Genomic DNA, 20,971 nt, shown 5'->3' on the forward strand with positions numbered 1-20,971 from the left:
AGGGGCAGCGCCGCCGCGGTGGCCGGCACGGTCAGCGCCGGGCCGGCGACGAGCAGACCGAGCGGGGCGTGTCGGGGGTGCCCGGGGCATCCGTCACGGACAGGCACCCTGGAAGCGGTCCGGAACCCGGCGCCGGAGTGACATCCCGGCGGTTGGCCCACCCACTCGGGGAGACCCGTCCTCCTCAGGCACAGTGCCCGTACATGTCTGCCGCCGCCGAAGCGGGGCAGTCGTGCACGTGCAACGACGTACGAGACACATGAGGAGCTGGTGTCCGCCATGACGCACGACCTGACCCCGAAGTACACGGTCCCCGGCATCGAGCGCGAGGCCGCCGGACGGCTGATCGGCGTGCTGCGACTGCGCCTGCACGCCCTCAACGACCTGCATCTGACCCTCAAGCACGTGCACTGGAACGTCGTGGGACCGCACTTCATCGCCGTGCACGAGATGATCGACCCCCAGGTCGACCAGGTGCGCGACATGGCCGACGACGTCGCGGAGCGCATCGCCGCGCTCGGCGGGGTGGCGCAGGGCACGCCCGGTGCCCTGGTGGCCGAGCGGCCCTGGGACGACTACTCCATCGGACGGGCCGACGCCATCGCCCATCTCGGCGCGCTCGACGTCGTGTACACGGGTGTGATCGAGGGCGTGCGCGCGGCCGTGAAGGAGGCCGGCGAGATCGACCCCGCCACGGAGGACCTCCTGATCGGCCAGCTCAGGGACCTCGAGCAGTTCCAGTGGTTCGTGCGCGCCCATCTGGAGAGCTCCGGAGGCACGCTGGCGACGGGCAGCGCGACCTCCGAGACCGAGGCGGCGGAACGCGGCGCGGAGCTTTCCTAGCGGCGCGGAGCTCTCCTGGACGAGCCTGCCCGGTGGGGGAGCAGGACGGCCGACCGCCGACCCTGTGCCGGTGACGGAGCGGTCGGCCCCCTGTGTCCGCCCGGCGTGCGCACTCGGTGTGCGGGGCGTCCCCGGCGTCCGATGAGCACTCCGGCGAGGACCGGGTCGGCGACCAGGACCACGACGCCGACGCCGCACAGGCAGAACAGCCCTTCGACGCCCGGCCCGCTCACACCCAGGACGAATACCACCGGTAACAGCAGGAGGAACAGGCTCACGTGGCCCCTCCCCCCGGGAGGGCCCGTCGGACGGTTCAGCGCCGGCCGAGCCGGCGTTCGCCGCGGCTGCCCTGCTCGTAGGGCAGGTGGTAATGGGCGAAGACGGCTTGCTCGTCCTCCGCCGCGAGTTCACCGTCCGGGTCGATCCCGGGCGCGTCCTTGACCAGGCTCTTGTCGTAGGTCACCTTCAGGTAGCCAGGTCCGACGGTGGCCTTGTCCACCGGGACGAACACCAGACGCCGGCGGGTCGGCAGCCCGACCAGGACCGCGGCGAACGCGGGCCGGTCGGTGGCGGTGTCGACGTAGACGGACTCCAGAGTCCCGATCTTGCGGCCGTCGCTGTCGACGACGTCATGGTCACGCCAGTCACGAATGTTGTCGGCTTCAAACATGTCCGGTCTTCCCTTCCCGAGGACGCGCTCACTGTCTAGTTCCCCACTTCGCACCTCCCTCGCATGTTTTGTCCCCGCAACGCCGTACCGCACCCGATCGCGATAGGCTGCCTGGCCGGACGAGGCGCCGCGGGTGCGGACGGACACCCGACGGATTCCGAAGGAGATCGAGTGTGGATGCCACAGGCCCCACGGACGGCCCGCCCCGGGTGCGGAGCGGAGCCGTGCTGGAGGTGGGCCCGCTGCCGGGCCGTCCCGGTATCCGCGCCAGTGGAGAGATCAGCGTGACCACACGCCTGTCCTGGGAGAAGGCCCTCACCGAGCTGTCCAGACGGCACGCGGACGTGTCCTACGTGGAACTGTCCGGCGTGCGGTTCGTCGACGTGGCCGGGGTCACGGCACTCGCCGTCACTGCCATGAACCTGCCCGGTGGACGGGTCGTGGTGGAACAGCCCCCGCCACAACTCCCCCGCGTCCTGGAAATGTTCTGGCCGTCGCTGCACCGGATCGAGGTGGCGCCGCGATGAGCACGGTGCACACCGACGCGAACTTCGCGCATCCCGCGCTGTTCTACCGCTCCGAGGGCGAGTACACCGACCGGACGGTGACGTTCGTCCGGGAGGGGCTCGCCGCGGGCGAACCGGTGGCGGTGGCCGTGCCCGCCCCCAACCTGGAGCTGATCAGGGCGGGCCTGGGGACGGAGGCGCGGGACGTCTCCTTCCTGGACATGACGGATGCCGGGCGGAACCCGGGGCGGATCATCCCCGGCGTGCTCAGGGCGTTCGCCGACGCGCACGCGCACGAACGGGTGCGCATCATCGGCGAGCCGGTCTGGGCCGGTCGCAGTACCGCGGAGTACCCGGCGTGCGCCCAGCACGAGGCGTTGATCAACGTGGCCTTCGCGGGCCGTTCCGCGACGATCCTGTGCCCGTACGACGAGACCCGGCTGGACGCGGACGTCCTGGCCGACGCCTTCGTCACCCATCCGACGGTCATCGCCGGGGGCCGTCAGCGGGCCAGCGAGGCCTACGACTGGCGTGCGGTCGTCGCCCGCTACAACGAGCCGCTGGGGCCGGCGCCGCACGCCGACGTCTTCGCCTTCGGTGCCGGGGAGTTGCCGGACGCGCGCCGCTTCGTCGTGGACCGGGCGACGTCGCTCGGGCTGGCCGACCGGAGGCTGCAGGACGCGGAACTGGCGGTGGCCGAGCTGACCACCAACAGCGTGGTCCACGGCGGCGGTCACGGGACGCTGGCGGTCTGGGCCGAGGCGGGGCAGGTGGTGTGCGAGGTCCGCGACAGGGGCCGGCTCACGGATCCGCTGGCCGGCCGGCGGCCCCCCGAGCACGGTCAGATCGGCGGCCGTGGCCTGCTGCTCGTCCACTACGTCGCGGATCTGGTGCGCGTGCACACGACGGACGACGGCACCACCGTCCGCTTCTACCTCGGCCTCTGAAAAGGCGTCGGAACGCCCCCGGCCCACCACGCCGACCGCAGAAGCATGCATGGGGCCCTTGACCCGGGGTAGGCGGTCTGTCGTCGGACGACAGGCCGACAGTGACGGGGGCCGATCGACTGGGAGGGCACATCATGGCGACGACGACCGCACAGACCACCGAGCTCACCACCACGGGCATGCCGGAGGTAGCGGATCCGTCCAAGGTGGCGCCCAAGGACGCGCGGGAGTTGTCGAAGCTGTTCTTCGAGCAGCTGACGGTGCTCGAAGAGGGCACGCCGGAGCACCAGTACGCACGCAACACGCTGATCGAGATGAACATGTCTCTGGTCCGCTTCGCGGCCGGCCGGTTCCGCAGCCGCGGACCGGAAGAGATGGAGGACATCGTCCAGGTCGGCATGATCGGCCTCATCAAGGCCATCGACCGGTTCGAACTGACCCGCGAGGTCGAGTTCACCTCCTTCGCCGTGCCGTACATCGTCGGCGAGATCAAGCGGTTCTTCCGTGACACCTCGTGGGCCGTGCACGTCCCCCGGCGGCTCCAGGAGGCCCGTGTCCAGCTGGCCCGCGCCACCGAGGAGCTGCGCAGCCGGCTGGGCCGCAACCCCACCACCGCGGAACTGTCCGAACTGATGAGCCTCCCGGAGGACGAGGTCGTCGAGGCCCGGCTGGCGGCCAACGGCTACAACTCCGCCTCGCTGGACGCGGCCATCAACGGCAGCGAGGACGGCGAGTCGGCGCTGGCCGACTTCATCGGCGCGGACGACTCCGCGCTGGCGCTCGTGGACGACTTCCACGCCCTGGCCCCGATGATCGCCGAGCTGGACGAACGCGACCGGCAGATCATCCACTGGCGGTTCGTCGAGGAGCTCACCCAGAAGGACATCGGTGAACGCCTCGGCGTCTCGCAGATGCATGTGTCCCGGCTGATCTCGCGCCTGCTGGCCCGCCTGCGGGAGGGCATGCTCGCCACCCACTGAGCGGCGGCTTCCTTCACGCGGCCGTCGGCTTCTTCCCGCGGCCGGTTCCGGCACCGACGAGGGCGTCGATGAGCTGTTCGCGGCTCATCCTCGACCGTCCGGCGATGTCCTGGTCGGTGGCCCGCTGATAGAGCTCCGTCTTGCTCAGCTCCCGCAGCTCGCCCCGCTTCGGGGACGCCTCGCGGGAGGGCGCGGTGGCCTTCTTCCTCGGCTCGGTGCCCTTCTTCCGCGGCCCGGTGCCTTGCTTCCGCGGCCCGGCGCCTTGCTTCCGCCGTGCCGGGGGCTGTTCGCCGCCGGTGCTCTCCGCCTTCGCGGGCGACTGCCCGCCGGCGGCCCCCCTCGCCTGCTCCAGGCTGCCCCGCAGGACCTCCATCAGGTCGACGACGTTGGTGGCCCGGGGCGCTTCCTCGGCGACGGCGACCTCCTTTCCCTCGGCCTTGGCCCGGACCAGGTCGCGGACCTTCTCCTGGTAGGTGTCGTGGTAGCGGGCGGGGTCCCAGGGACCGCTGAGGGCGTCGACGAGTCGCATCGCCATGTCCAGTTCCCTGCCCCGGTCCGCCCGGCCCGAGGGCAGCTCGGGAAGCTCCTCGACCGGGTCGCGGACCTCGTCGGCCCAGTGCAGCGTCTGGAGCACCAGGACCTCGTCCTCGGCGCGGAGCGCGGTCAGGTACTGCCGGTTGCGCATGACGAAGGTGGCGACACCGACCTTGCCGGCTTCGGCGAGGGCGGTGCGGAGCAGCTCGTAGACCTTGAGGTACTCCTTGCCGCGCGGGGCGACGTAGTACGTCCGGTCGAAGTAGACCGGCGCGATGCGGTCCAGGTCGACGAAGTCGGTGATCTCGAGGGTGCGGGACCGGCCCGGCGCGATCTCCTCCAGTTCCTCCGGCTCGACGACGACGTACTCGCCCTCGCCCACCTCGTAGCCCTTCACGATGTCGCCGGAGTCGACCTCCTCGCCGGTGCGCTCGTTGACCCGCCGGTTGCGGATCCGGTCCGAGGTGCCACGCTGCAACTGGTGGAAGTGGACCGTGTGGTCCTGCGTCGCGGAGAACAGGCCCACGGGCACCGAGACCAGCCCGAACGTGACGACACCTGTCCAGATCGCCCGCGCCATGACCGTCCGCTCCGTCCGTCCCGCCCGTACCGCCGGTACCGCCCACCCCGTCCACGCTGACATCCCGTCCCCGGACACGCGCGCCGGACGGCGCACACGGGTGGGCGGCACGGCGACAGCGCGCGCATCGGCCGCGGCCGGTATTCCCTGTGAGGTGCGGGACGGCAACGGCACCCCGCGTATCGGCCGTCCCTCCCCGAACGACGTCGAACAAAGGGGTACTGTCCATGGACTGTCACGTGAAGACGATCACGCGCGAGGAACATCTGCGCTTCGTCTCGGCCCGGCCCTCCGTGAGTCACCTGCAGACCCCCGCGTGGGGCGACGTGAAGCCGGACTGGCGGGCGGAGAGCCTGGGCTGGTTCGACGAGCGCGGCGACCTGGTGGGAACCGGGCTGGTGCTGCTGCGGCCGTTGCCGAAGCTGAAACGGTATCTGGCCTATCTGCCCGAGGGCCCGGTCATCGACTGGGGCGCGGCGGATCTGGAGCGGCGGCTGGAGCCGATGCTCGCGTACCTGAAGCAGCGGGGCGCCTTCTCGGTGAGGATGGGGCCGCCGGTGGTGGCCCGGCGCTGGAGTGCCGAAGCGGTCAAGGCGGCGATCGCCGACCCGGGCGCGCGACGGCTGGGGGACGTGGAGGCCACCGTGTGCAATCCCGGGGCCGACGCCGTCGCCGAGCGGCTGCGCCGGACGGGCTGGCGACGGACCGAGCCGGGGGGCGAGGACGGCTTCGCCGCGGGCCAGCCGCGCTACGTGTGCCAGGTACCGCTCGCCGGACGGTCGCCGGCTCAGCTGCAGAACGGGTTCAACCAGCAGTGGCGCCGCAACATCAAGAAGGCCGAGAAAGCCGGCGTCAAAGTCGTCCGGGGCGACCACGAGGACCTGCCGGCGTTCTACGAGCTCTATGTCGAGACCGCCGAACGGGACCGGTTCGTCCCGCGCCCCCTCGCCTACTTCCGGCGCATGTGGACCGCGCTGACGGCCGAGGACCCCGACCGCATGCGCCTCTACCTCGCCCATCACGACGGTGAGGTGCTCGCCGCGGCCACGATGCTGACCGTCGGGGAACACGTCTGGTACTCCTACGGCGCGTCCACCGGCCGCCGGCGCGAGGTGCAGCCGAACAACGCGCTCCAGTGGCGGATGATGTGCGACGCCCACGAGCTCGGCGCGGCCGTCTACGACTTCCGCGGTATCACCGACACCCTGGACGAGGACAACCACCTGCTCGGACTGCTCCGGTTCAAGGTGGGCGCCGGCGGCGAGGCCGTCGAGTACCTCGGTGAGTGGGACTACCCGCTCAACAAGGTGCTGCACAAGGCCCTGGGCCTGTACATGGCGCGGCGCTGAACCGTCCGGCGCTGAACCGTCCGGCGCCGGACCGCCCCGGTCAGTCGGCGGGCTTCTCCCAGACCGATACGTGGCCGCGGCTCTCGTGGGTGAACGGCTTCCGGGTCCACCCCTCCCACCGGTCGCGCAGCCGCAGGCCGGCGAGCCGGGCCATCAGGTCGAGTTCGGAGGGCCACACGTACCGGAAGGGGTAGTACTCGTACTCGGCGCGTCCGTCCACGAGGGTGACGTAGTTCGAACTCATCGCCTGGGTGGCGGTGTCGTAGGTGTCGAACGCCCACCCGCCGGGGCCGGTACGGAACGGCACGGCGGTCTGTCCCGGGGGCAGCAGGCGCAGTTCCGGGACGCCGACCTCGATGACGAAGCAGCCGCCGGGTTCCAGGTGGGCGGCGGCGTTGCGGAAGCAGTCGACCTGGGCGTCCTGCGTCGTCAGGTTGTTGATGGTGTTGAAGACGAGGTAGGCCACCGTGAACGTGCCCGGCACCCGGGTCGTCGCGAAGTCGCCGATGGTCACCCCGACGGCGTCGCCGCCCGGTTTGGCACTCAGCCGGGAGGTCATGGCCCGGGACATGTCGATGCCGTGCACCGGGACCCCTCGCTCCGACAGCGGCAGCGCGATCCGCCCGGTGCCGATGCCGAACTCGAGGGCGCGTCCCCCGCCGGCCAGCTCGGCCAGCAGGTCGACCGCGGGGACCACCGCGTCGGACGTGAACATGTCCGCCGCCGACTCGTCGTACCGAGCGGCGACGCCTTCTCCGAAGTAGCCGTCCTCATCAGGCATGCGGGGACCGTACCTCTCGTCAGGTCGCCGGCGCCTGTGATTTTCCGCCGCGTACGGGGGCCTCGTAGAGCAGGATGTGGTCCGAAGACGACGGACGACGACGGACAAGGGGGTGGGCGATGTCGCGGCTGCTGGTAGTGCAGAACGGTCCGCGCGGGGGACCCGGCCGGTTCGGTGACTGGCTGGTCTCCGAGGGTCTGTCACTGGACGTGGTGCACGCGTACGCCGGTGCGCCGCTCCCCCGTCGTCCGGAGCACGAGGGCGTCATGGTGCTGGGCGGCGGCTACCTCCCCGATGACGACCACCGCGCGCCCTGGCTCGCACCCACCCGCACACTGGTCGCCGAGGCGGTGGAGCGGAACGCTCCCGTGTTCGGTGTCTGCCTCGGCGGGCAGCTCCTCGCGCAGGTCGCGGGCGGCACGGTGCGGGGCGACCACGGCGAGCCGGAGTTCGGCAGTACGCCGCTCACCCTGCGGCCGGAGGCCGGGCGTGATCCGCTCTTCCGCGGGCTGCCGGAGCGGGTGACGGCGGTCGAGCACCACGTGGACGCGGTCACCGCCCTGCCGCCGGGCGCCGCCTGGCTGATGGAGAGCGAGAGCTGCCCGTACCAGGCGTTCCGGGTCGGCGACCGGGCCTGGGGCGTGCATTTCCACCCCGAGGCGGGCGCGGAGCGGGTCCGGTCGTGGGATCCGGAGCGGTTGCGGGCCAAGGGGCTGGACCCGGCGGAACTCTCCCGCCGGGCGGAACGCGACGAGCCCGCGGCGGAAGCCGTCTGGCGCGAGGTCGCCCGGCGCTTCGCCGCGGTCGTCGGGGCGTGAGGGTCAGCCGGAGAAGGCGCCGCCGCCGGTGAAGACCAGGCCGGCGAAGCGTTCGCCGATGCGGCGGTGGGTGGCCGCGTCCGGGTGGAGGCCGTCGGGCAGGGGCAGTTCGGCGGCGTCGGTCTCGCCGTAGAGGTCACGGCCGTCGAGGTGGTGCAGGTTCGGGTCGTCGGCGGCCCGCTGGGCCACGATCCGGGCCAGCTCGTCCCGGATGACGTTCAGGGTCAGTTTCCCGCTCGCGCGTTCCGCCGGGTCGCCCGTGGCCACGAAGCGCAGCCGTCCCTCGCCGAGGCCGGCGAAGTCGGGGGCGAGGGGGCCGGGGGTGTCCTCGTGGATGGGACACAGGACGGGCGAGACGACCAGCAGCGGGGCGGTGGGATGGCCTTCGCGGACGGTGTCGAGGAAGCCGTGCACGGCGGGGCCGAAGGCACGCAGACGCATGACGTCGTGATTGACCACGTTGATACCGATCTTGACGCTGATCAGGTCGGCGGGGGTGTCGCGCATGGCCCGCGCGGTGAACGGGTCGAGCAGGGCGCTCCCGGCCAGGCCCAGGTTGACGAGTTCGACGCCGCCGAGGGAGGCGGCGAGTGCCGGCCACGTGGTGGTGGGGCTCGCGGCGTCCGAGCCGTGGCTGATCGAGCTGCCGTGGTGCAGCCAGACCCTGCGGCCCGGGTCCGGGGCGGGCTCGACAGGGGCGTCGGTACGCAGGGCGACGAGCTCGGTGGTCTCGTTGTGCGGCAGCCAGATCTCGATGTCCTTGCTGCCCTCGGGCAGCCCGGCGAAGCGCAGGGTGCCTACGGGGCCGCGCTCCACACCCGCCGTGCCGGTGGTCATGTCGATGGTCAGGACGTCGCCGCCCGCGACACTGCCCTGACCCGCCGGGCGCCCGTCGACGAGCAGGTCGTACAGGCCGTCCGGGCGGGGCGGGGCACCGGCGTAGACCCGCTTGGTGGGCACGGTGTCCAGCTCGAGGGCGGTGGCCCGGGTACGCAGGGCCAGGCGCACCCCGGAGGGCTGGGACTCGGCCATGGCCAGCTGTCCGTCGGTGTTCTGGGCGCGGGCCCGGGCGGGCAGCCGGTGCGGCAGCAGGCCGCGCTCGGTGCGCTCCAGGTCGAGGGCGCCGCGCAGGAGGTCCTGGGTGATCGGCGTGGTGATCCAGTCCTCGTCGGTGTGCATGCCGCCTCCGGCTGATGGGGTGATGGTGTCGGTGTCACGGCGCGGGGCCGGCCGGTCGGGGTTGCCGGTGCGGGGTCCACCGGCCGGCGCTGTCGGTGTGCGGTTCACGCCGCTGGCCAGTTGCGCAGCAGGGCGTCGAGGGCGTCCACGATCCGGGCCCACGTTTCCTCGGTGTCGGGTGCGCTGTGGCTGAAGCCGCCGCCCATCTCCAGGCTGACGTAGCCGTGGAAGACGCTGCCCAGCAGGCGTACCGCGTGGGTCTGGTCGGGTTCCGCCAGGTCGTAACCACGCAGGATGGCCCGGGTCATCTGTGCGTGGCGCACGCCCGCACTGGCCGCCGCCGTCTCCGGGTCGAGCCGCAGCTGGGCCGCGGCGTAGCGGCCGGGGTGTTCCCGGGCGTAGTCGCGGTAGACGTTCGCGAAGGCGGCGAGGGCGTCCTTCCCGGCCCGTCCGGCCAGTGCCGTGCTGCCCCGGTCGGCGAGTTCGGCGAGGGCGAGCAGGGCGATCCCCGTCTTGAGGTCATGGGAGTTCCTCACGTGCGAGTACAGACTCGCGACCTTGACGTCGAAGCGCCTGGCCAGCGCGGAGACCGTCACCTGCTCGAAGCCGACCTCGTCGGCCAGTTCCGCGCCCGCCCGTACCAGACGTTCCGTGGTCAGCCCCGCACGCACCATAATCGTCTCCTCGTTTGCCTGAACCGATTAAACATTTACCTAAGCCTTTTAGGCAACTTCGCACCGAAGGTGGGCAGGGCCGCGGGCTGCAGGGCAACCGGGTGGGCGCCTGTACAGCGGCGACCCTCGCCCGCTCGCCGTACGGCCGCGGCAAGCGGGAGGCCGCACGAGGTCCGCCATGGTCCGGGCTTCATCGACAAGGTGATCGCGTGAGGGACGTTCCGCGACGCGCGGTTAGGATCCCGAAATGATCGAAGGCAAGTTGACACGGTTGCGCGCACTGCGATCCGAGGACGCGGCACACCATCTCCGGTGGCGCAACGATCCTCAGGTGGTGCGCTGGGCCGCTGCCGGTGACCCGTGTTTCGGCCCCGTGACGGCGGAGGCGATCTCAGCCGCCTTCGACACCATGCTGCGGCTCAGCCCCAGGGAGTCGGCCGTGTTCACCGTCGAGGACGCGGCCGACGGCGGGGTGATAGGCATGGCCGACTACCGCGACCTGGACCCGTACGCCGGGGCGGCCACCCTCGGCATCACCATCGGCGACAAGGCGTTCTGGGGGCGCGGCCACGGGTCGGAGGCCGTACGACTGCTCATGGACCACCTGTTCGGCGCGTACGGTCTCCACCGGCTGGAACTGGACACCTGGAGCGGCAATGAGCGCGCCATGCGCTCTTTCGCCAAGCTGGGCTTCCGTGAGGAGGGCCGGCTCCGCTCGGCCGTACTGATGGAGGGGCGGCGCTACGACCGGGTGCTGTTCGGCATCCTGCGCGAGGAGTGGTCGGCGCTCGGGCCGCACGCCCGACGGCCCACGTCCGGCTGACGGCCACCGGCTCGGTACCCGCCCGGGTGGGCACCGTTCCGGGTCGCGGAGCGGTCGGCGTGACCGTAGAACGGGAGGCATGGGCGCAAGCAGCAGGGGGACCCCGACCACATGTCCCCGCCTCACCTGGTCACGTTCGGGCACGGCACCGTGGGCCGCACGGCACTGGCCGAACTGCTGCGCGGTGCCGGTGTCGCCGCCGTGGTCGATGTCAGGACGGCGCCCGGCAGCCGCCGCGATCCCGACCTGCTCCGGGAGCGGCTCGCCGGGTGGCTGCCCGAGGAGGGCCTCGCCTACCGGTGGGACCGGCGTCTGGGCGGTTTCCGCAAGCCGGCACCGGACTCGCCCGACGTCGTCTGGCGCAACACCTCGTTCAGGGGGTACGCCGGTCACACCCGCTCGCCGGAGTTCGTCACCGCCATGGACGAGTTGCTGGACCAGGTGGCGCGGGAACGCACCGCGGTGATGTGCGGCGAAGCGGTGTGGTGGCGGTGCCACCGCCGCCTCATCGCCGACTTCGCCGTCCTGGCCCGCGACACCCCCGTGGACCACCTCATGCACGACGGCCGCCTGACGGCCCACTCCCCCACCCCGGGTGCGCGGCTGCGCACGGACGGCCTTCTCGTCTACGACGACGAGGCGGCGGCGGCCGAGCCGGCCGCCTCCGGGCCCGCTCGGTCGTAGCGGCCGTAGCGGTCGTGGAAGCCGTAGAGGCCGAGGCTGAGACGGAGGAGCATGCAGCGCAAGGGCGGGAACCGCCGGGAGGCCGGTGACCGGCACGTGGAGCCGGTCGATTCGGTCCTCGAACAGCTCTACGCGACGCCGCCGTCCGACTTCGTCTCCCGCCGGGAGGAACACGTCGCGGCCGCCAGAGCCGCCGGTCGCAAAGAGGACGCGCGTCGGATCCACGCCGCACACCGGCCCACGCTCGCGGCCTGGGCGGCGAATCTGCTCAGACGCTCCCGGCCGGAGGAGAGCGAGCGGTTCCTGGAGTTGGGCCATGCCCTGCGCGAGGCACACCGCACGCTCGACGCCGCCGGTCTCAAGGAGCTCTCCGCGCAGCGTCGGCGCATCGTCGCCGCCCTGTCCCGGCAGGCCGCCCGGCTCGCCCGCGAGGCCGGACACCAACTGTCGGAATCGGCGCAGCGGGAGGTCGAGTCGACGCTGCGCGCGGTCCTCGCGGACCCGGACGCGGCCGACCAGTGGGCCGGCGGACGCCTGGAGGTCTCCCTCACGCCGCCGTCGGAGTTCCCCGCGGGCGGCGCCCGGGCGGAGGCCGCGCCGCGCGAACGGCCGGCCCGGCCGGATTCCCCGCGCGCCGCCGGCGGCACTCGGGCGAAGGACGAACTCGCCGAACGGCGTCGCAAACGGCAGGAGGAACTCGCGCGGGCCGAACAGGCGGCGGAGACCGCCGCGCGGCAACTGCGTGACAGACGCGCGGATCGGGCCGGCGCCGACGCGTCACTGCGTCGGGCCGACGAGGAACACGACCGGGCCCGGGAGGAGGTGTCCGCCGCCGAGCGGCGACTGCGGCAGGCACAGGAGGATCTCGCCCGGTCCGAACGGGAGCGGCGGGAGGCCGAGGAGCGGGGGCGTGCGGCCGTGGACGCGCTGGCGCGGGCCGAGCGGGAGGCACACGAGACCGCACGCCAGGTGGACCGTTTGGCCGGCCGGGGCAGGCGGTCCGGCTCCTCCTGCTGAGTACCCGTACTCATGAGGCGCCTGCTCCCCTCGGGGAGGCTTGCCGTACCAGACACGCAGAAGGAGTCAACGTGCGTACTACCAGCCGACTTCACCGGCCGGCGCTGGGCCTCGCCCTGGCCTGCGTGACCGCTGCCGCGGTCCTGACCGGCTGCTCCGCGGAGCAGGCGGCCTGCGGCGGCGGCGAGTACCCGGTCATGGCCATCGGCAGCACCGGCAGTGCGTGCGTGCCGGACGGCGAGGAGCCGCCCGAGGGATACACCCGCTACCCGGAGGGCAAGGTCCCGGAGCACGTCGGCGACAAGTGGGACACCTACTGGCAGACACACACCGTCGACGGGGAGGGAAGGGTCGTCGAGGTGTCCGACGGCGAGTGAGTCCGGGTACCGACGCTCCGAACGGACGCACGAGGAACCCGCGGGACATACCACGTTGACGGCTTTACGTGGTATACCGGCCCGGCAGCAAACAGGGGAACAACAGGCGCCGTCCGTCCGTACTATCTGTGTGTCAGCACAGCCGGTGGCAGTCTCGCATTCCCCGCTGCCGGGCGCCGACCGGACATGGTCCCCATGTCCCGCGCCTGATGTCCCGCCGTTCCTCACGAGCCTTCACGGCCGCGAATCGAGGAGAGTCAACACCATGTCCGAGACCACACAGCAGGCCGCCACCCAACTGGCATCGCAGTACAGCGTCCAGGTGACCGATGACCTGGAGCGCAACGTCAAGGAGCAGGAACGCATCAGCGAGGAGATCACGTCCCTGCAGCAGCAGCTGGCCTCGCTGCAGCACGACCACGCCCTGCTGGTGAACATGCAGCAGGCGCTCGGCATCACCCCGCCGCCGGCCCGGCCCGCGACCGCGCCGCAGCCCGACGCCGCGACCGTGCCCGCTCCCCGTGACAGTGCCGCCACGGAACCGGCCGCCGGGAAGCGGACGCGCAGCGGGAAGACCGGCACCGCGCCCAAGCGCGCCGCCACCGCCGCGAAGCCGGGGGCCAAGCCTGCCGCGAAGGCCGGCGCCGCCCCTGCCGCCAAGCCGTCCGCCAAGGCCACCAAGGCCACCAACACGACCAAGGCCACCAGGAAGCCGGCGGCGAAGAAGGCATCGGCGCAGGCCACGTCCGCGTCCACCGCCTCGTCCGCTGCCTCGTCCGACTCCGCGTCCGCGTCCTCGTCCGCGAAGCAGGCCGCCGACCGGCCCACGTTGGTCGAGCTGGTGCGGAACCACCTCGTCGAGCAGAGCGAGCCGCGCTCGGCCGCCGAGGTCACCACGGCGCTCGGTCAGGCCCACTCCGGACGCACCATCAAGACCACGGTCGTCCGCACCACTCTCGAGGGACTCGTCGCCAAGAACCAGGCCCAGCGCACCAAGCAGGGCACCTCGGTCTACTACACCGCCACCGACGCACCGGAGCCGAAGCAGAAGCAGGAATCCGGGACCCGGACGCCGTCCGCGCAGAGCGACAGCTGACGGCCGCCGCACCCGGCACCACCGGTCGGTGACATCCGCTTCCCTCGCCGCGGCGCGGCGCGCGGTCGGGGGGAAACCGGGTGAGGATCGGTGGATGGGTGTTGTACTGCCGGTGCTCTTCGCACTCCTCGCCGCGTTCAGCAACGCGCTGGCCACCGTGCTCCAGCGGCGCGCCGCGCTGACTGTGCCGCAGTCCCAGGGGTTTCGGCCCGGGCTCGTCATCGACCTGTTGCGGCGGCCGGTGTGGATCGGCGGCATGCTGGCCGTCGTCGTCGCCGGTGTGGGCCAGGCGGTGGCCCTGGCGACGGGGCCGCTGTCACTCGTACAGCCGTTGTTCGTGCTGGAGCTTCCGCTGGCCCTGCTGCTGGCCTCGCTGATGACCGGCCGCCCTCTGCCCCACGCCCTGTGGCTCGCCGTGGGCGGGGTGGTCGTCGGACTCGGTGTCGCGCTGGCGTCGGCCGCTCCGGACGCCGGCGAGGCCGACGTGCCCCTCGATCGCTGGCTGCCCGCGCTGGCGGCCTGCGCCGGGGCGGCCGTGCTGCTGGCAGCGGCCGGTCTGAAGCGCCCCGTCGGCAAGGCCCGCGCCGGTTGTCTCGGTGCGTCCACGGCGGTGTGGTACGCCCTGACGGCCGCACTGATGAAGGACTCCATGCGTGTCCTGGACACCGACGGGGTGGTCGGTTTCCTGACCACCTGGCAGACGTACGGCTTCGCCGCGGCCGGTGTGTGCGCCGTGCTCCTGCTGGAACACGCCATGCAGGGCGGTCCTCTCGTCGCCTCCCAACCGGCCCTCACCCTGGGGGACGCGACGGTGAGTCTCCTGCTCGGTGTGGTCCTCTACCGCGAGGACGTGCGCGCGGGGTGGTGGATCGTGCCGCAGCTGCTCGGCGTCGCGCTGATCGTCGTGGGCGTCCTCACCCTCGCCCGGCGCGGCATCGACCTGCGCACCGGGCAGTGAGCGCCGCTTCGGCTTCTGAGCGTCCCGCGGGCACGCCACCACAGGTCACCGGCAGAACCCGTACGCCTGCTCCAGCCACCGGTGCAGTGCCGCGTGCACGCTGCCGGGGAGCTCGCTGAGCTGTGCGATGGCGGCCCGGTCCCCGGCGGAGGGCGCGATGCCCGCTGCGGTCAGCAGGGCGAGCAGGTCAAGGCGGCGCAGGTCGACGGGGTCGATGCGGCAGGGGACGCGCTGGGCGGGGTCGGGCGGCTGGAGCAGGAAGTCGCCCTGTGTGTCGTGGGAGAGCGAGCGCGCCGGGTCGGCGGCAGTCGGGGCAGTCATCGTGTGCATACCGCGGTCCTCCACTTGATGGGTCGCCGTTCTTCGACGGGATGAGACACCGGGGCGGCGACGGCGGTTGCGGACCGGCCCGACGACCACACGGTCGACGCAATCGGCGCCTTATCGCATGAACCGACCCGGCACGGGCGCCGGCCGGCAGGCGTCCCCATGGCCGACGCCCGTGCCCTGCTCCGTACGAGTGGTGCATCCCGGGACACGGCCTTACGGTCGGTACGGGTAAGGGAGAGCGGAGACACGTGACCCCGAGACGGCCGGGAGCAGACATGGGCAGAACCCCGATGAGGGCAGCGGTCACACTGTGTGCCGCCGCCACGCTCGCGATACCCCTGGGCGCGGCCTCCGCCGCACCGTCGGCGGACGACCCGACACAGGCACAGGCACAGGCACAGGCACAGGCACAGCAGACGCAGGCTCCCGTGCTGGTCGACTGTTCCTGGCAGCCGGAGGTACGTCCCGAGGCGTTCCTGCTCGCCTGCGGTGACGGCAACAGCCGTCTCGTCTCGCTGCACTGGGTCCGCTGGGACGCGAACGCCGCGGTGGGCCGGGGCACCAACGCCATCAACGACTGCGACCCCTACTGCGCCGCGGGCACGTTCCACTCGTATCCCGTGACCGTTCGGCTCGACCAGCCGCGGCCCTGGGAGAAGGACCCGGGAGAACGGCACTACACCCGGATCACCCTGACCTACACCGACGGCAGGCCGGACGGGTTCCCCCGCGTGGTGACCTATCCCCTGTGGGACTGACCTGCGGGGCTGGCCTCCCGGTCTGTCCTGCCGGGACCACTGGTTCCCGGTGGCCGGTCAGTCCGGGAGTGCCAGCCGGCAGGTGTCGCCCGGCTGGAGTCGCACCGCGCGGTCCGGCAGCCGGACGTCGATGGGCCAAGGGCCGGACGACGGCACGGCGATCTCCAGCCGGCCGTGCTCCAGCCGGAGCCGCACGCCCCAGTGGCCCTGGTAACGGATCGAGAACCCGTACGACGACAGTTCCGGCAGCGGCACCGGGTTCAGCCACAGGGCGCCCGCGCGGGTCTCCAGTCCGGTCAGTCCGCGCTGGACGAGGTCCAGGGTGCCGGCCATGGCCCCGAGGTGGATGCCCTCGCCGGTGGTGCCGCCCTGGAGATCGGCGACGTCGCCCTTGAGCGCCTCCTGGCAGAACGTCCAGGCCTCGGCGCGGCGGGCCCGGGCCAGGATCCAGCCGTGTACGAGTCCGCTGAGGGTGGAGCCGTGGCTGGTGCGGGCCAGGTAGTAGTCGACGGTGCGCCGCCAGGTGCTCTCGTCCAGGCTGTACCCCAGCCGTTGGAAGAGCGAGCGGAGTTCGGCCGGGGAGAAGAGGTAGCCCAGCATCAGTACGTCGGCCTGCTTGGACGCCTGGTAGTTGTTGACGCTGTCGTCCTCGGCCTCCAGGACACGGTCCAGCCGCCGGATGTCGCCGTACCGTTCGCGGTAGCCGTCCCAGTCGAGCTCGGCGAGGTCGCCGTATCCCTCGAACTGGCTGACGACGCCGTCGTGGAAGGGGACGTGGAGGGTGCGTGAGACGCTCTCCCACTGTTCGAGTTCACCGTCGTCCAGAACGGTGCGCTCGACGAGTTCACGGCGGCGGGGTCCGGGCAGGTCGGCCAGCACCTCCAGGGTGCGGGTCAGGACCCAGGCGGCGGTGACGTTGGTGTACGCGTTGTCGTCGAGGCCCGGCTGCCCGGCGCCCGGGTAGGCCTCGTGGTACTCGTCGGGGCCGACGACGCCGCGGATGCGGTGCCGTCCCAGGTGCTCGTCCCAGGTCGCGGAGTCCGCCCAGAAACGTGCGATCTGCAGGAGCATCTCGGCACCCTTGGTGTGGAGGAACTCGGCGTCGCCGCTGGCCTCGCAGTACTGCCAGACGTTGTACGCGATCGCCGATCCCACATGGTGCTGGAGGTGCGAGTGGTCCGGGAGCCAGCGGCCCGAGTGCGGGTTGAGGTGCAGTTGCTGGGTCTCCTCACGTCCGTCGCTGCCGCTCTGCCAGGGGTACAGCGCGCCTCGCCTGCCGATCGCGCGGGCGGCGGCCCGGGCCCGTTCCAGGCGGCGGTGCCGGTAGTGGAGCAGGGCCCGGGACACCTCGGGGAAGTGCAGGTTGAGGTAGGGCAGGACGAACAGCTCGTCCCAGAAGACGTGTCCGCGGTAGGCCTCCCCGTGCAGTCCGCGCGCCGGTACACCCACGTCGAGGTCGGCGGTGTGCGGGGAGAGGGTCTGCAGCACGTGGAAGAGGTGCAGGCGCAGGATGTTGCCCGCCTCGCCGGGTACGTCGAGTTCGGCGCGGCGCCACAACTGGCCCCAGGCCTTCCGGTGCGTCACCAGCAGTTCGTCGAAGCCGGGGGCGTCCGCCACCCGGTCGACGGCGGCCTGCAGGGGGTCGCTGATCGCCGGGTCGCGGGAGGTGTGCAGGGCCACGAGCTTGTCGACGGTGACGGTGCGGCCCGGCTCCGCGCGCAGCGTCGTGCGCTGGGTGACCCGCAGGTGCTCGCGTGCCCGGGTGACGGGCGCGTCGGCCGTCGTGCGGGCCGCCATGCCGACCCGGATGTCCGAGGTGCGGGTGCGGCAGCGCAGCCACACCGTGCCGTCGTCCGCCCCGCCGGTGTGCACGTGGGTCAGGTGGCGCCCTTCCAGGTCCCGGTAGCGCGGCACCCCGGAGTTGGTGACGCCGCCGTCGAGGGCGGCCTCCACGTCGAGGTCCGCCGTTCCGGCGTCGACCGTGAACTCCGTGCGGAGCGCGGCGAGGTGGGGGTCGGCCATGTGCACCATGCGCAGCTGGCGCACGGTCAGCACGCGTTCCCCGCCCAGCCCGAACTGGGTGCGGCGCTCCAGCACGCCCGAGTCCAGGTGCACGGTCTGCCGGTGGTCGAGCACCTCCGCGGTGTCCGGCGTGAGCCAGTCCCCTCCGTCGGCCCGGAAGCGCAGCGGCAGCCAGTTGGGGAGGTTGACCATGTCCTCGTTCTCCACCTCGCGGCCGGCGACGGTGGAGGTCAGCCGGTTGTAGCAGCCGGCCACGTAGGTGCCCGGGTAGTGCACGTCGTCCGCGGCGCACTCGGGCAGCGCGCCGCGGGTGGCGAAGTAGCCGTTGCCGAGCGTGCACAGCGACTCGCGCAGCCGCTCGTCCGCGGGGTCGTAGTGGTCGTAGTCCCAGGTCGAGGGGGTCACCGTCACTTCGAGCCCTCCCAGGACCAGTCGGCGACCTCGGGCAGGTCCACTCCGTGCTCGCGGATCCAGTCGTGGTGGCGCACCCGGGCGTCCTCCATCCGCTGCCGTACGGCCGCCGCGCGCACGGCGAGGCCCGGTACGCGGTCGATGACGTCCATGACGAGGCGGTAGCGGTCCATGTCGTTGCCGACCACCATGTCGAAGGGGGTGGTGGTGGTCCCGATCTCCTTGTAGCCGCGCACGTGCAGATGCGCGTGGCCGGTGCGCCGGTAGGCGAGCCGGTGGATCAGCCAGGGGTACCCGTGGTACGCGAAGATGACCGGCCTGTCCGCGGTGAACAGGCCGTCGTACTCGAAGTCGCTCATGCCGTGCGGGTGTTCCCCGCTGGGCAGCAGCCGGGCGATGTCGACGACGTTGACGACACGAACGGCGAGTCCGGGCAGGTGGCGGCGGACGAGCTGGGCGGCGGCCAGTACCTCCTGGGTCGGGACGTCGCCCGCGCAGGCCAGCACCACGTCGGGTTCGCGGGTGCCGTCCTCGGTGCCGGCCCAGTCCCAGATGCCGGCGCCGCGCGCGCAGTGCGTCCTCGCCTGCTCCATGGACAGCCAGTCGAAGCAGGGCTGCTTGCCGGCGACGATCACGTTGACGTAGTCGCGGCTGCGCAGGGCGTGGTCGGCGACGGACAGCAGGGTGTTGGCGTCCGGCGGCAGGTAGACGCGTACGGCCTCGGGACTCTTGTTGAGGATGTGGTCGACGAAGCCGGGGTCCTGGTGGGAGAAGCCGTTGTGGTCCTGGCGCCACACGTGGGAGGTGAGGAGGTAGTTGAGGGAGGCGATGGGTGCGCGCCAGGGCAGGCGGCGGGTCACCCGCAGCCATTTGACGTGCTGGTTGACCATGGAGTCGACGATGTGGACGAAGGCCTCGTAGCAGGAGAACAGTCCGTGCCGGCCGGTGAGGAGGTAGCCCTCCAGCCAGCCCTGGCAGGTGTGTTCGGAGAGGATCTCCATCACGCGGCCGTGCCGGTCGAGGTTCTCGTCGACGGGCAGGGTCCGTTCCTGCCAGGCCTTGCCGCTGGCGGCGTAGACGGCCTGGAGGCGGTTGGAGGCGGTCTCGTCGGGGCCGACGAGGCGGAAGTCGCGCCGGTCGGACGTGGCGTCCATGACGTCCCGGAGCAGGTCGCCGAGGACCCGGGTGGGTTCGTGCGTGCTCGCGCCGGGTGCGTCGACGGGGACGGCGTACTTCTCCAGCGGCGGCAGGGGCAGCTCGCGCAGCAGCAGTCCGCCGTTGGCGAAGGGGCCGGCCCCCAGTCGGCGCGCGCCTTCGGGGACGGCGGCGAGGACGTCGGGGCGTGGTGCTCCGGTGGCGTCGAACAGCTCCTCGGGCCGGTAGGAGCGCAGCCACCGCTCCAGCTGCCTCAGGTGTTCCGGGTCGGTCCGTACGGCGGACAGGGGGACCTGGTGGGCGCGCCAGGTGTTCTCCACGGGCAGGCCGTCGACCTCGGCCGGGCCGGTCCAGCCCTTGGGGGTGCGCAGCACGATCACCGGCCATCGGGGACGGCCGGTGGCGCCGTCCTCGCGGGCGGCGCGCTGGATCGCGGCGATGCGGTCCAGGGCGGTGTCCATGGCGTGGGCCATCGCGCGGTGGACGACGGCCGGATCGTCGCCGGTGACGTGGACCGGGTCGTGGCCGTAGCCGCGCAGGAGTTCGTCGAGTTCTGCCTCGGGAAGGCGGGCGAGCACCGTCGGGTTGGCGATCTTGTAGCCGTTGAGGTGCAGGATCGGCAGGACGGCGCCGTCGTTCACCGGGTCGAGGAACTTGTTGGAGTGCCAGGACGTCGCCAGCGGCCCGGTCTCCGCCTCGCCGTCACCGATCACGCAGGCGACCACCAGGCCGGGGTGGTCGAAGGCGGCGCCGTAGGCGTGCGCGAGCGAGTAGCCGAGCTCCCCGCCCTCGTGGATGGATCCCGGCGTCTCGGGTGCGACATGGCTCGGCACGCCGCCGGGGAACGAGAACTGCTTGAACAGCCGGGCCATCCCGGCCGCGTCCCGGGTGATGTCCGGGTAGGTCTCGGTGTACGAACCCTCCAGCCACGAGTTGGCCAGTACGGCGGGCCCGCCGTGGCCGGGGCCCCAGACGCACAGCGCGTCGAGGTCGCGGGCCTTGATCACCCGGTTGAGGTGGGTGTGGACCAGGTTGAGGCCGGGTGAGGTGCCCCAGTGGCCGAGCAGGCGCGGCTTGACGTGCTCGGGGCGCAGTGGCTCGGTCAGCAGGGGGTTGGCCATCAGGTAGATCTGGCCGACGGACAGGTAGTTCGCGGCGCGCCAGTGGGCGTCCAGGCCGGCGAGCTCCTCGTCCGTGAGCCCGCGGGATGCCTGCTGGGGGTCGACGGACATCGGGGGTCCTTTCCGTGTCGGGACGGCGGTCGGGCCGCGTGGGCACGGGGGTGCCCGTCCACATCCCAACCCTGCGCAGACCGGTCGGGTACCCGACAGGGCCGTTCGGGTCACGTCGGTTTCCGCCGGTGCCGCGCGTACCCGGCGGCGCCGGCCGTCGATCGGCTCCGGCGTCCGTGCGCTGCTCGCAGCCCGCGGCGTCTGCGCCCGTGCCTGACACCAGGAGCACGGCCGGCCCCGGCGCCGA

22 protein-coding genes are annotated in these 20,971 nt (G+C 72.2%); 14 read left to right on the forward strand and 8 right to left on the reverse strand.

Features of this window, described 5'->3' with window-relative positions; genetic code table 11:
- Nucleotides 1–279 precede the first annotated feature (279 nt).
- Together ACP4J0_RS06420 and ACP4J0_RS06425 are read left to right on the forward strand one after the other, a co-directional pair.
- Entirely contained in the window at nucleotides 280–843 is a 564-nt protein-coding gene (locus tag ACP4J0_RS06420) for a Dps family protein (RefSeq protein WP_426522634.1), read from the forward strand.
- A gap of 92 nt (nucleotides 844–935) precedes the next feature.
- The gene (locus tag ACP4J0_RS06425) at nucleotides 936–1,100 is read left to right on the forward strand and encodes a hypothetical protein (RefSeq protein WP_426597625.1); all 165 of its coding nucleotides are present in this window, start codon (nucleotides 936–938) and stop codon (nucleotides 1,098–1,100) included.
- A 56-nt stretch (nucleotides 1,101–1,156) separates the two neighbouring features.
- Here ACP4J0_RS06425 and ACP4J0_RS06430 read toward each other — a convergent pair whose 3' ends face one another.
- Entirely contained in the window at nucleotides 1,157–1,513 is a 357-nt protein-coding gene (locus tag ACP4J0_RS06430; RefSeq protein ID WP_426597626.1) for a PRC-barrel domain-containing protein, read from the reverse strand.
- Between the two features lie 173 nt (nucleotides 1,514–1,686).
- On the opposite strand from ACP4J0_RS06430, the gene ACP4J0_RS06435 reads away from it, so the two are divergent.
- The 3 genes from ACP4J0_RS06435 (at nucleotide 1,687) to ACP4J0_RS06445 (ending at nucleotide 3,946) form a co-directional block, all read left to right on the forward strand.
- On the forward strand, nucleotides 1,687–2,040 hold the full coding sequence (locus ACP4J0_RS06435) for an STAS domain-containing protein (RefSeq protein WP_426597627.1): 354 nt from the start codon (nucleotides 1,687–1,689) through the stop codon (nucleotides 2,038–2,040).
- Nucleotides 2,037–2,966 carry an anti-sigma factor RsbA family regulatory protein gene (locus ACP4J0_RS06440; protein WP_426597628.1) on the forward strand — a complete coding sequence of 310 codons (930 nt, stop codon included), beginning with the start codon at nucleotides 2,037–2,039 and terminating at the stop codon, nucleotides 2,964–2,966. The genes ACP4J0_RS06435 and ACP4J0_RS06440 overlap by 4 nt, the downstream gene beginning before the upstream one ends.
- A 134-nt stretch (nucleotides 2,967–3,100) precedes the next feature.
- Nucleotides 3,101–3,946 carry an RNA polymerase sigma factor SigF gene (locus ACP4J0_RS06445; protein WP_426597629.1) on the forward strand — a complete coding sequence of 282 codons (846 nt, stop codon included), beginning with the start codon at nucleotides 3,101–3,103 and terminating at the stop codon, nucleotides 3,944–3,946.
- Nucleotides 3,947–3,959: 13 nt separating this feature from the next.
- Here ACP4J0_RS06445 and ACP4J0_RS06450 read toward each other — a convergent pair whose 3' ends face one another.
- The gene (locus tag ACP4J0_RS06450) at nucleotides 3,960–5,060 is read right to left on the reverse strand and encodes a Ku protein (protein WP_426597630.1); all 1,101 of its coding nucleotides are present in this window, start codon (nucleotides 5,058–5,060) and stop codon (nucleotides 3,960–3,962) included.
- A 227-nt stretch (nucleotides 5,061–5,287) separates the two neighbouring features.
- Here ACP4J0_RS06450 and ACP4J0_RS06455 point away from each other — a divergent pair, with 227 nt between their 5' ends.
- Nucleotides 5,288–6,409 carry a lipid II:glycine glycyltransferase FemX gene (locus ACP4J0_RS06455; protein ID WP_426597631.1) on the forward strand — a complete coding sequence of 374 codons (1,122 nt, stop codon included), beginning with the start codon at nucleotides 5,288–5,290 and terminating at the stop codon, nucleotides 6,407–6,409.
- 40 nt (nucleotides 6,410–6,449) lie between these two features.
- Here the strand turns inward: ACP4J0_RS06455 and ACP4J0_RS06460 are convergent, their stop codons facing one another.
- Complete coding sequence (locus ACP4J0_RS06460) at nucleotides 6,450–7,190, reverse strand: class I SAM-dependent DNA methyltransferase (protein ID WP_426597632.1); 741 nt, start codon at nucleotides 7,188–7,190, stop codon at nucleotides 6,450–6,452.
- Nucleotides 7,191–7,309: 119 nt separating this feature from the next.
- Between ACP4J0_RS06460 and ACP4J0_RS06465 the strand changes: the two genes are divergently transcribed.
- On the forward strand, nucleotides 7,310–8,008 hold the full coding sequence (locus tag ACP4J0_RS06465) for a type 1 glutamine amidotransferase (protein ID WP_426597633.1): 699 nt from the start codon (nucleotides 7,310–7,312) through the stop codon (nucleotides 8,006–8,008).
- Between the two features lie 3 nt (nucleotides 8,009–8,011).
- Here the strand turns inward: ACP4J0_RS06465 and ACP4J0_RS06470 are convergent, their stop codons facing one another.
- Nucleotides 8,012–9,187, reverse strand: a complete 1,176-nt coding sequence (locus tag ACP4J0_RS06470) for a GDSL-type esterase/lipase family protein (RefSeq protein ID WP_426597634.1) — start codon at nucleotides 9,185–9,187, stop codon at nucleotides 8,012–8,014.
- Nucleotides 9,188–9,291: 104 nt separating this feature from the next.
- Nucleotides 9,292–9,861: a TetR/AcrR family transcriptional regulator gene (locus tag ACP4J0_RS06475; RefSeq protein ID WP_426597635.1), complete on the reverse strand. Its 570-nt coding sequence runs from the start codon at nucleotides 9,859–9,861 to the stop codon at nucleotides 9,292–9,294.
- A gap of 247 nt (nucleotides 9,862–10,108) precedes the next feature.
- Between ACP4J0_RS06475 and ACP4J0_RS06480 the strand changes: the two genes are divergently transcribed.
- From ACP4J0_RS06480 to ACP4J0_RS06505, 6 genes are all read left to right on the forward strand, one after another.
- Entirely contained in the window at nucleotides 10,109–10,684 is a 576-nt protein-coding gene (locus ACP4J0_RS06480) for a GNAT family N-acetyltransferase (protein WP_426597636.1), read from the forward strand.
- A gap of 111 nt (nucleotides 10,685–10,795) precedes the next feature.
- Entirely contained in the window at nucleotides 10,796–11,368 is a 573-nt protein-coding gene (locus ACP4J0_RS06485) for a DUF488 family protein (RefSeq protein ID WP_426597637.1), read from the forward strand.
- 51 nt (nucleotides 11,369–11,419) lie between these two features.
- Nucleotides 11,420–12,385: a hypothetical protein gene (locus ACP4J0_RS06490; protein WP_426597638.1), complete on the forward strand. Its 966-nt coding sequence runs from the start codon at nucleotides 11,420–11,422 to the stop codon at nucleotides 12,383–12,385.
- A gap of 71 nt (nucleotides 12,386–12,456) precedes the next feature.
- Nucleotides 12,457–12,762 (forward strand): SCO0607 family lipoprotein, encoded by a 306-nt coding sequence (locus ACP4J0_RS06495; RefSeq protein ID WP_426597639.1) that lies wholly within the window; start codon nucleotides 12,457–12,459, stop codon nucleotides 12,760–12,762.
- A gap of 265 nt (nucleotides 12,763–13,027) precedes the next feature.
- Nucleotides 13,028–13,858 (forward strand): hypothetical protein, encoded by an 831-nt coding sequence (locus ACP4J0_RS06500; RefSeq protein WP_426597640.1) that lies wholly within the window; start codon nucleotides 13,028–13,030, stop codon nucleotides 13,856–13,858.
- A 94-nt stretch (nucleotides 13,859–13,952) separates the two neighbouring features.
- Nucleotides 13,953–14,816: a DMT family transporter gene (locus ACP4J0_RS06505; protein WP_426597641.1), complete on the forward strand. Its 864-nt coding sequence runs from the start codon at nucleotides 13,953–13,955 to the stop codon at nucleotides 14,814–14,816.
- A 45-nt stretch (nucleotides 14,817–14,861) separates the two neighbouring features.
- Here the strand turns inward: ACP4J0_RS06505 and ACP4J0_RS06510 are convergent, their stop codons facing one another.
- Nucleotides 14,862–15,146: a hypothetical protein gene (locus ACP4J0_RS06510; protein WP_426597642.1), complete on the reverse strand. Its 285-nt coding sequence runs from the start codon at nucleotides 15,144–15,146 to the stop codon at nucleotides 14,862–14,864.
- A 275-nt stretch (nucleotides 15,147–15,421) separates the two neighbouring features.
- On the opposite strand from ACP4J0_RS06510, the gene ACP4J0_RS06515 reads away from it, so the two are divergent.
- A complete protein-coding gene (locus ACP4J0_RS06515) occupies nucleotides 15,422–15,904 on the forward strand; it encodes a hypothetical protein (RefSeq protein ID WP_426597643.1) in 483 nt (160 codons plus the stop codon).
- Nucleotides 15,905–15,961: 57 nt separating this feature from the next.
- On the opposite strand, the gene ACP4J0_RS06520 is transcribed toward ACP4J0_RS06515, so the two are convergent.
- The gene (locus tag ACP4J0_RS06520) at nucleotides 15,962–18,337 is read right to left on the reverse strand and encodes a glycoside hydrolase family 65 protein (protein WP_426597644.1); all 2,376 of its coding nucleotides are present in this window, start codon (nucleotides 18,335–18,337) and stop codon (nucleotides 15,962–15,964) included.
- The gene (locus ACP4J0_RS06525; protein ID WP_426597645.1) at nucleotides 18,334–20,724 is read right to left on the reverse strand and encodes a phosphoketolase family protein; all 2,391 of its coding nucleotides are present in this window, start codon (nucleotides 20,722–20,724) and stop codon (nucleotides 18,334–18,336) included. Before ACP4J0_RS06525 ends, ACP4J0_RS06520 begins: the two co-directional genes overlap by 4 nt.
- Nucleotides 20,725–20,971 lie beyond the last annotated feature (247 nt).

The sequence above is a fragment of the Streptomyces sp. WG7 genome (assembly GCF_049975785.1).
GTDB lineage: Bacteria > Actinomycetota > Actinomycetes > Streptomycetales > Streptomycetaceae > Streptomyces.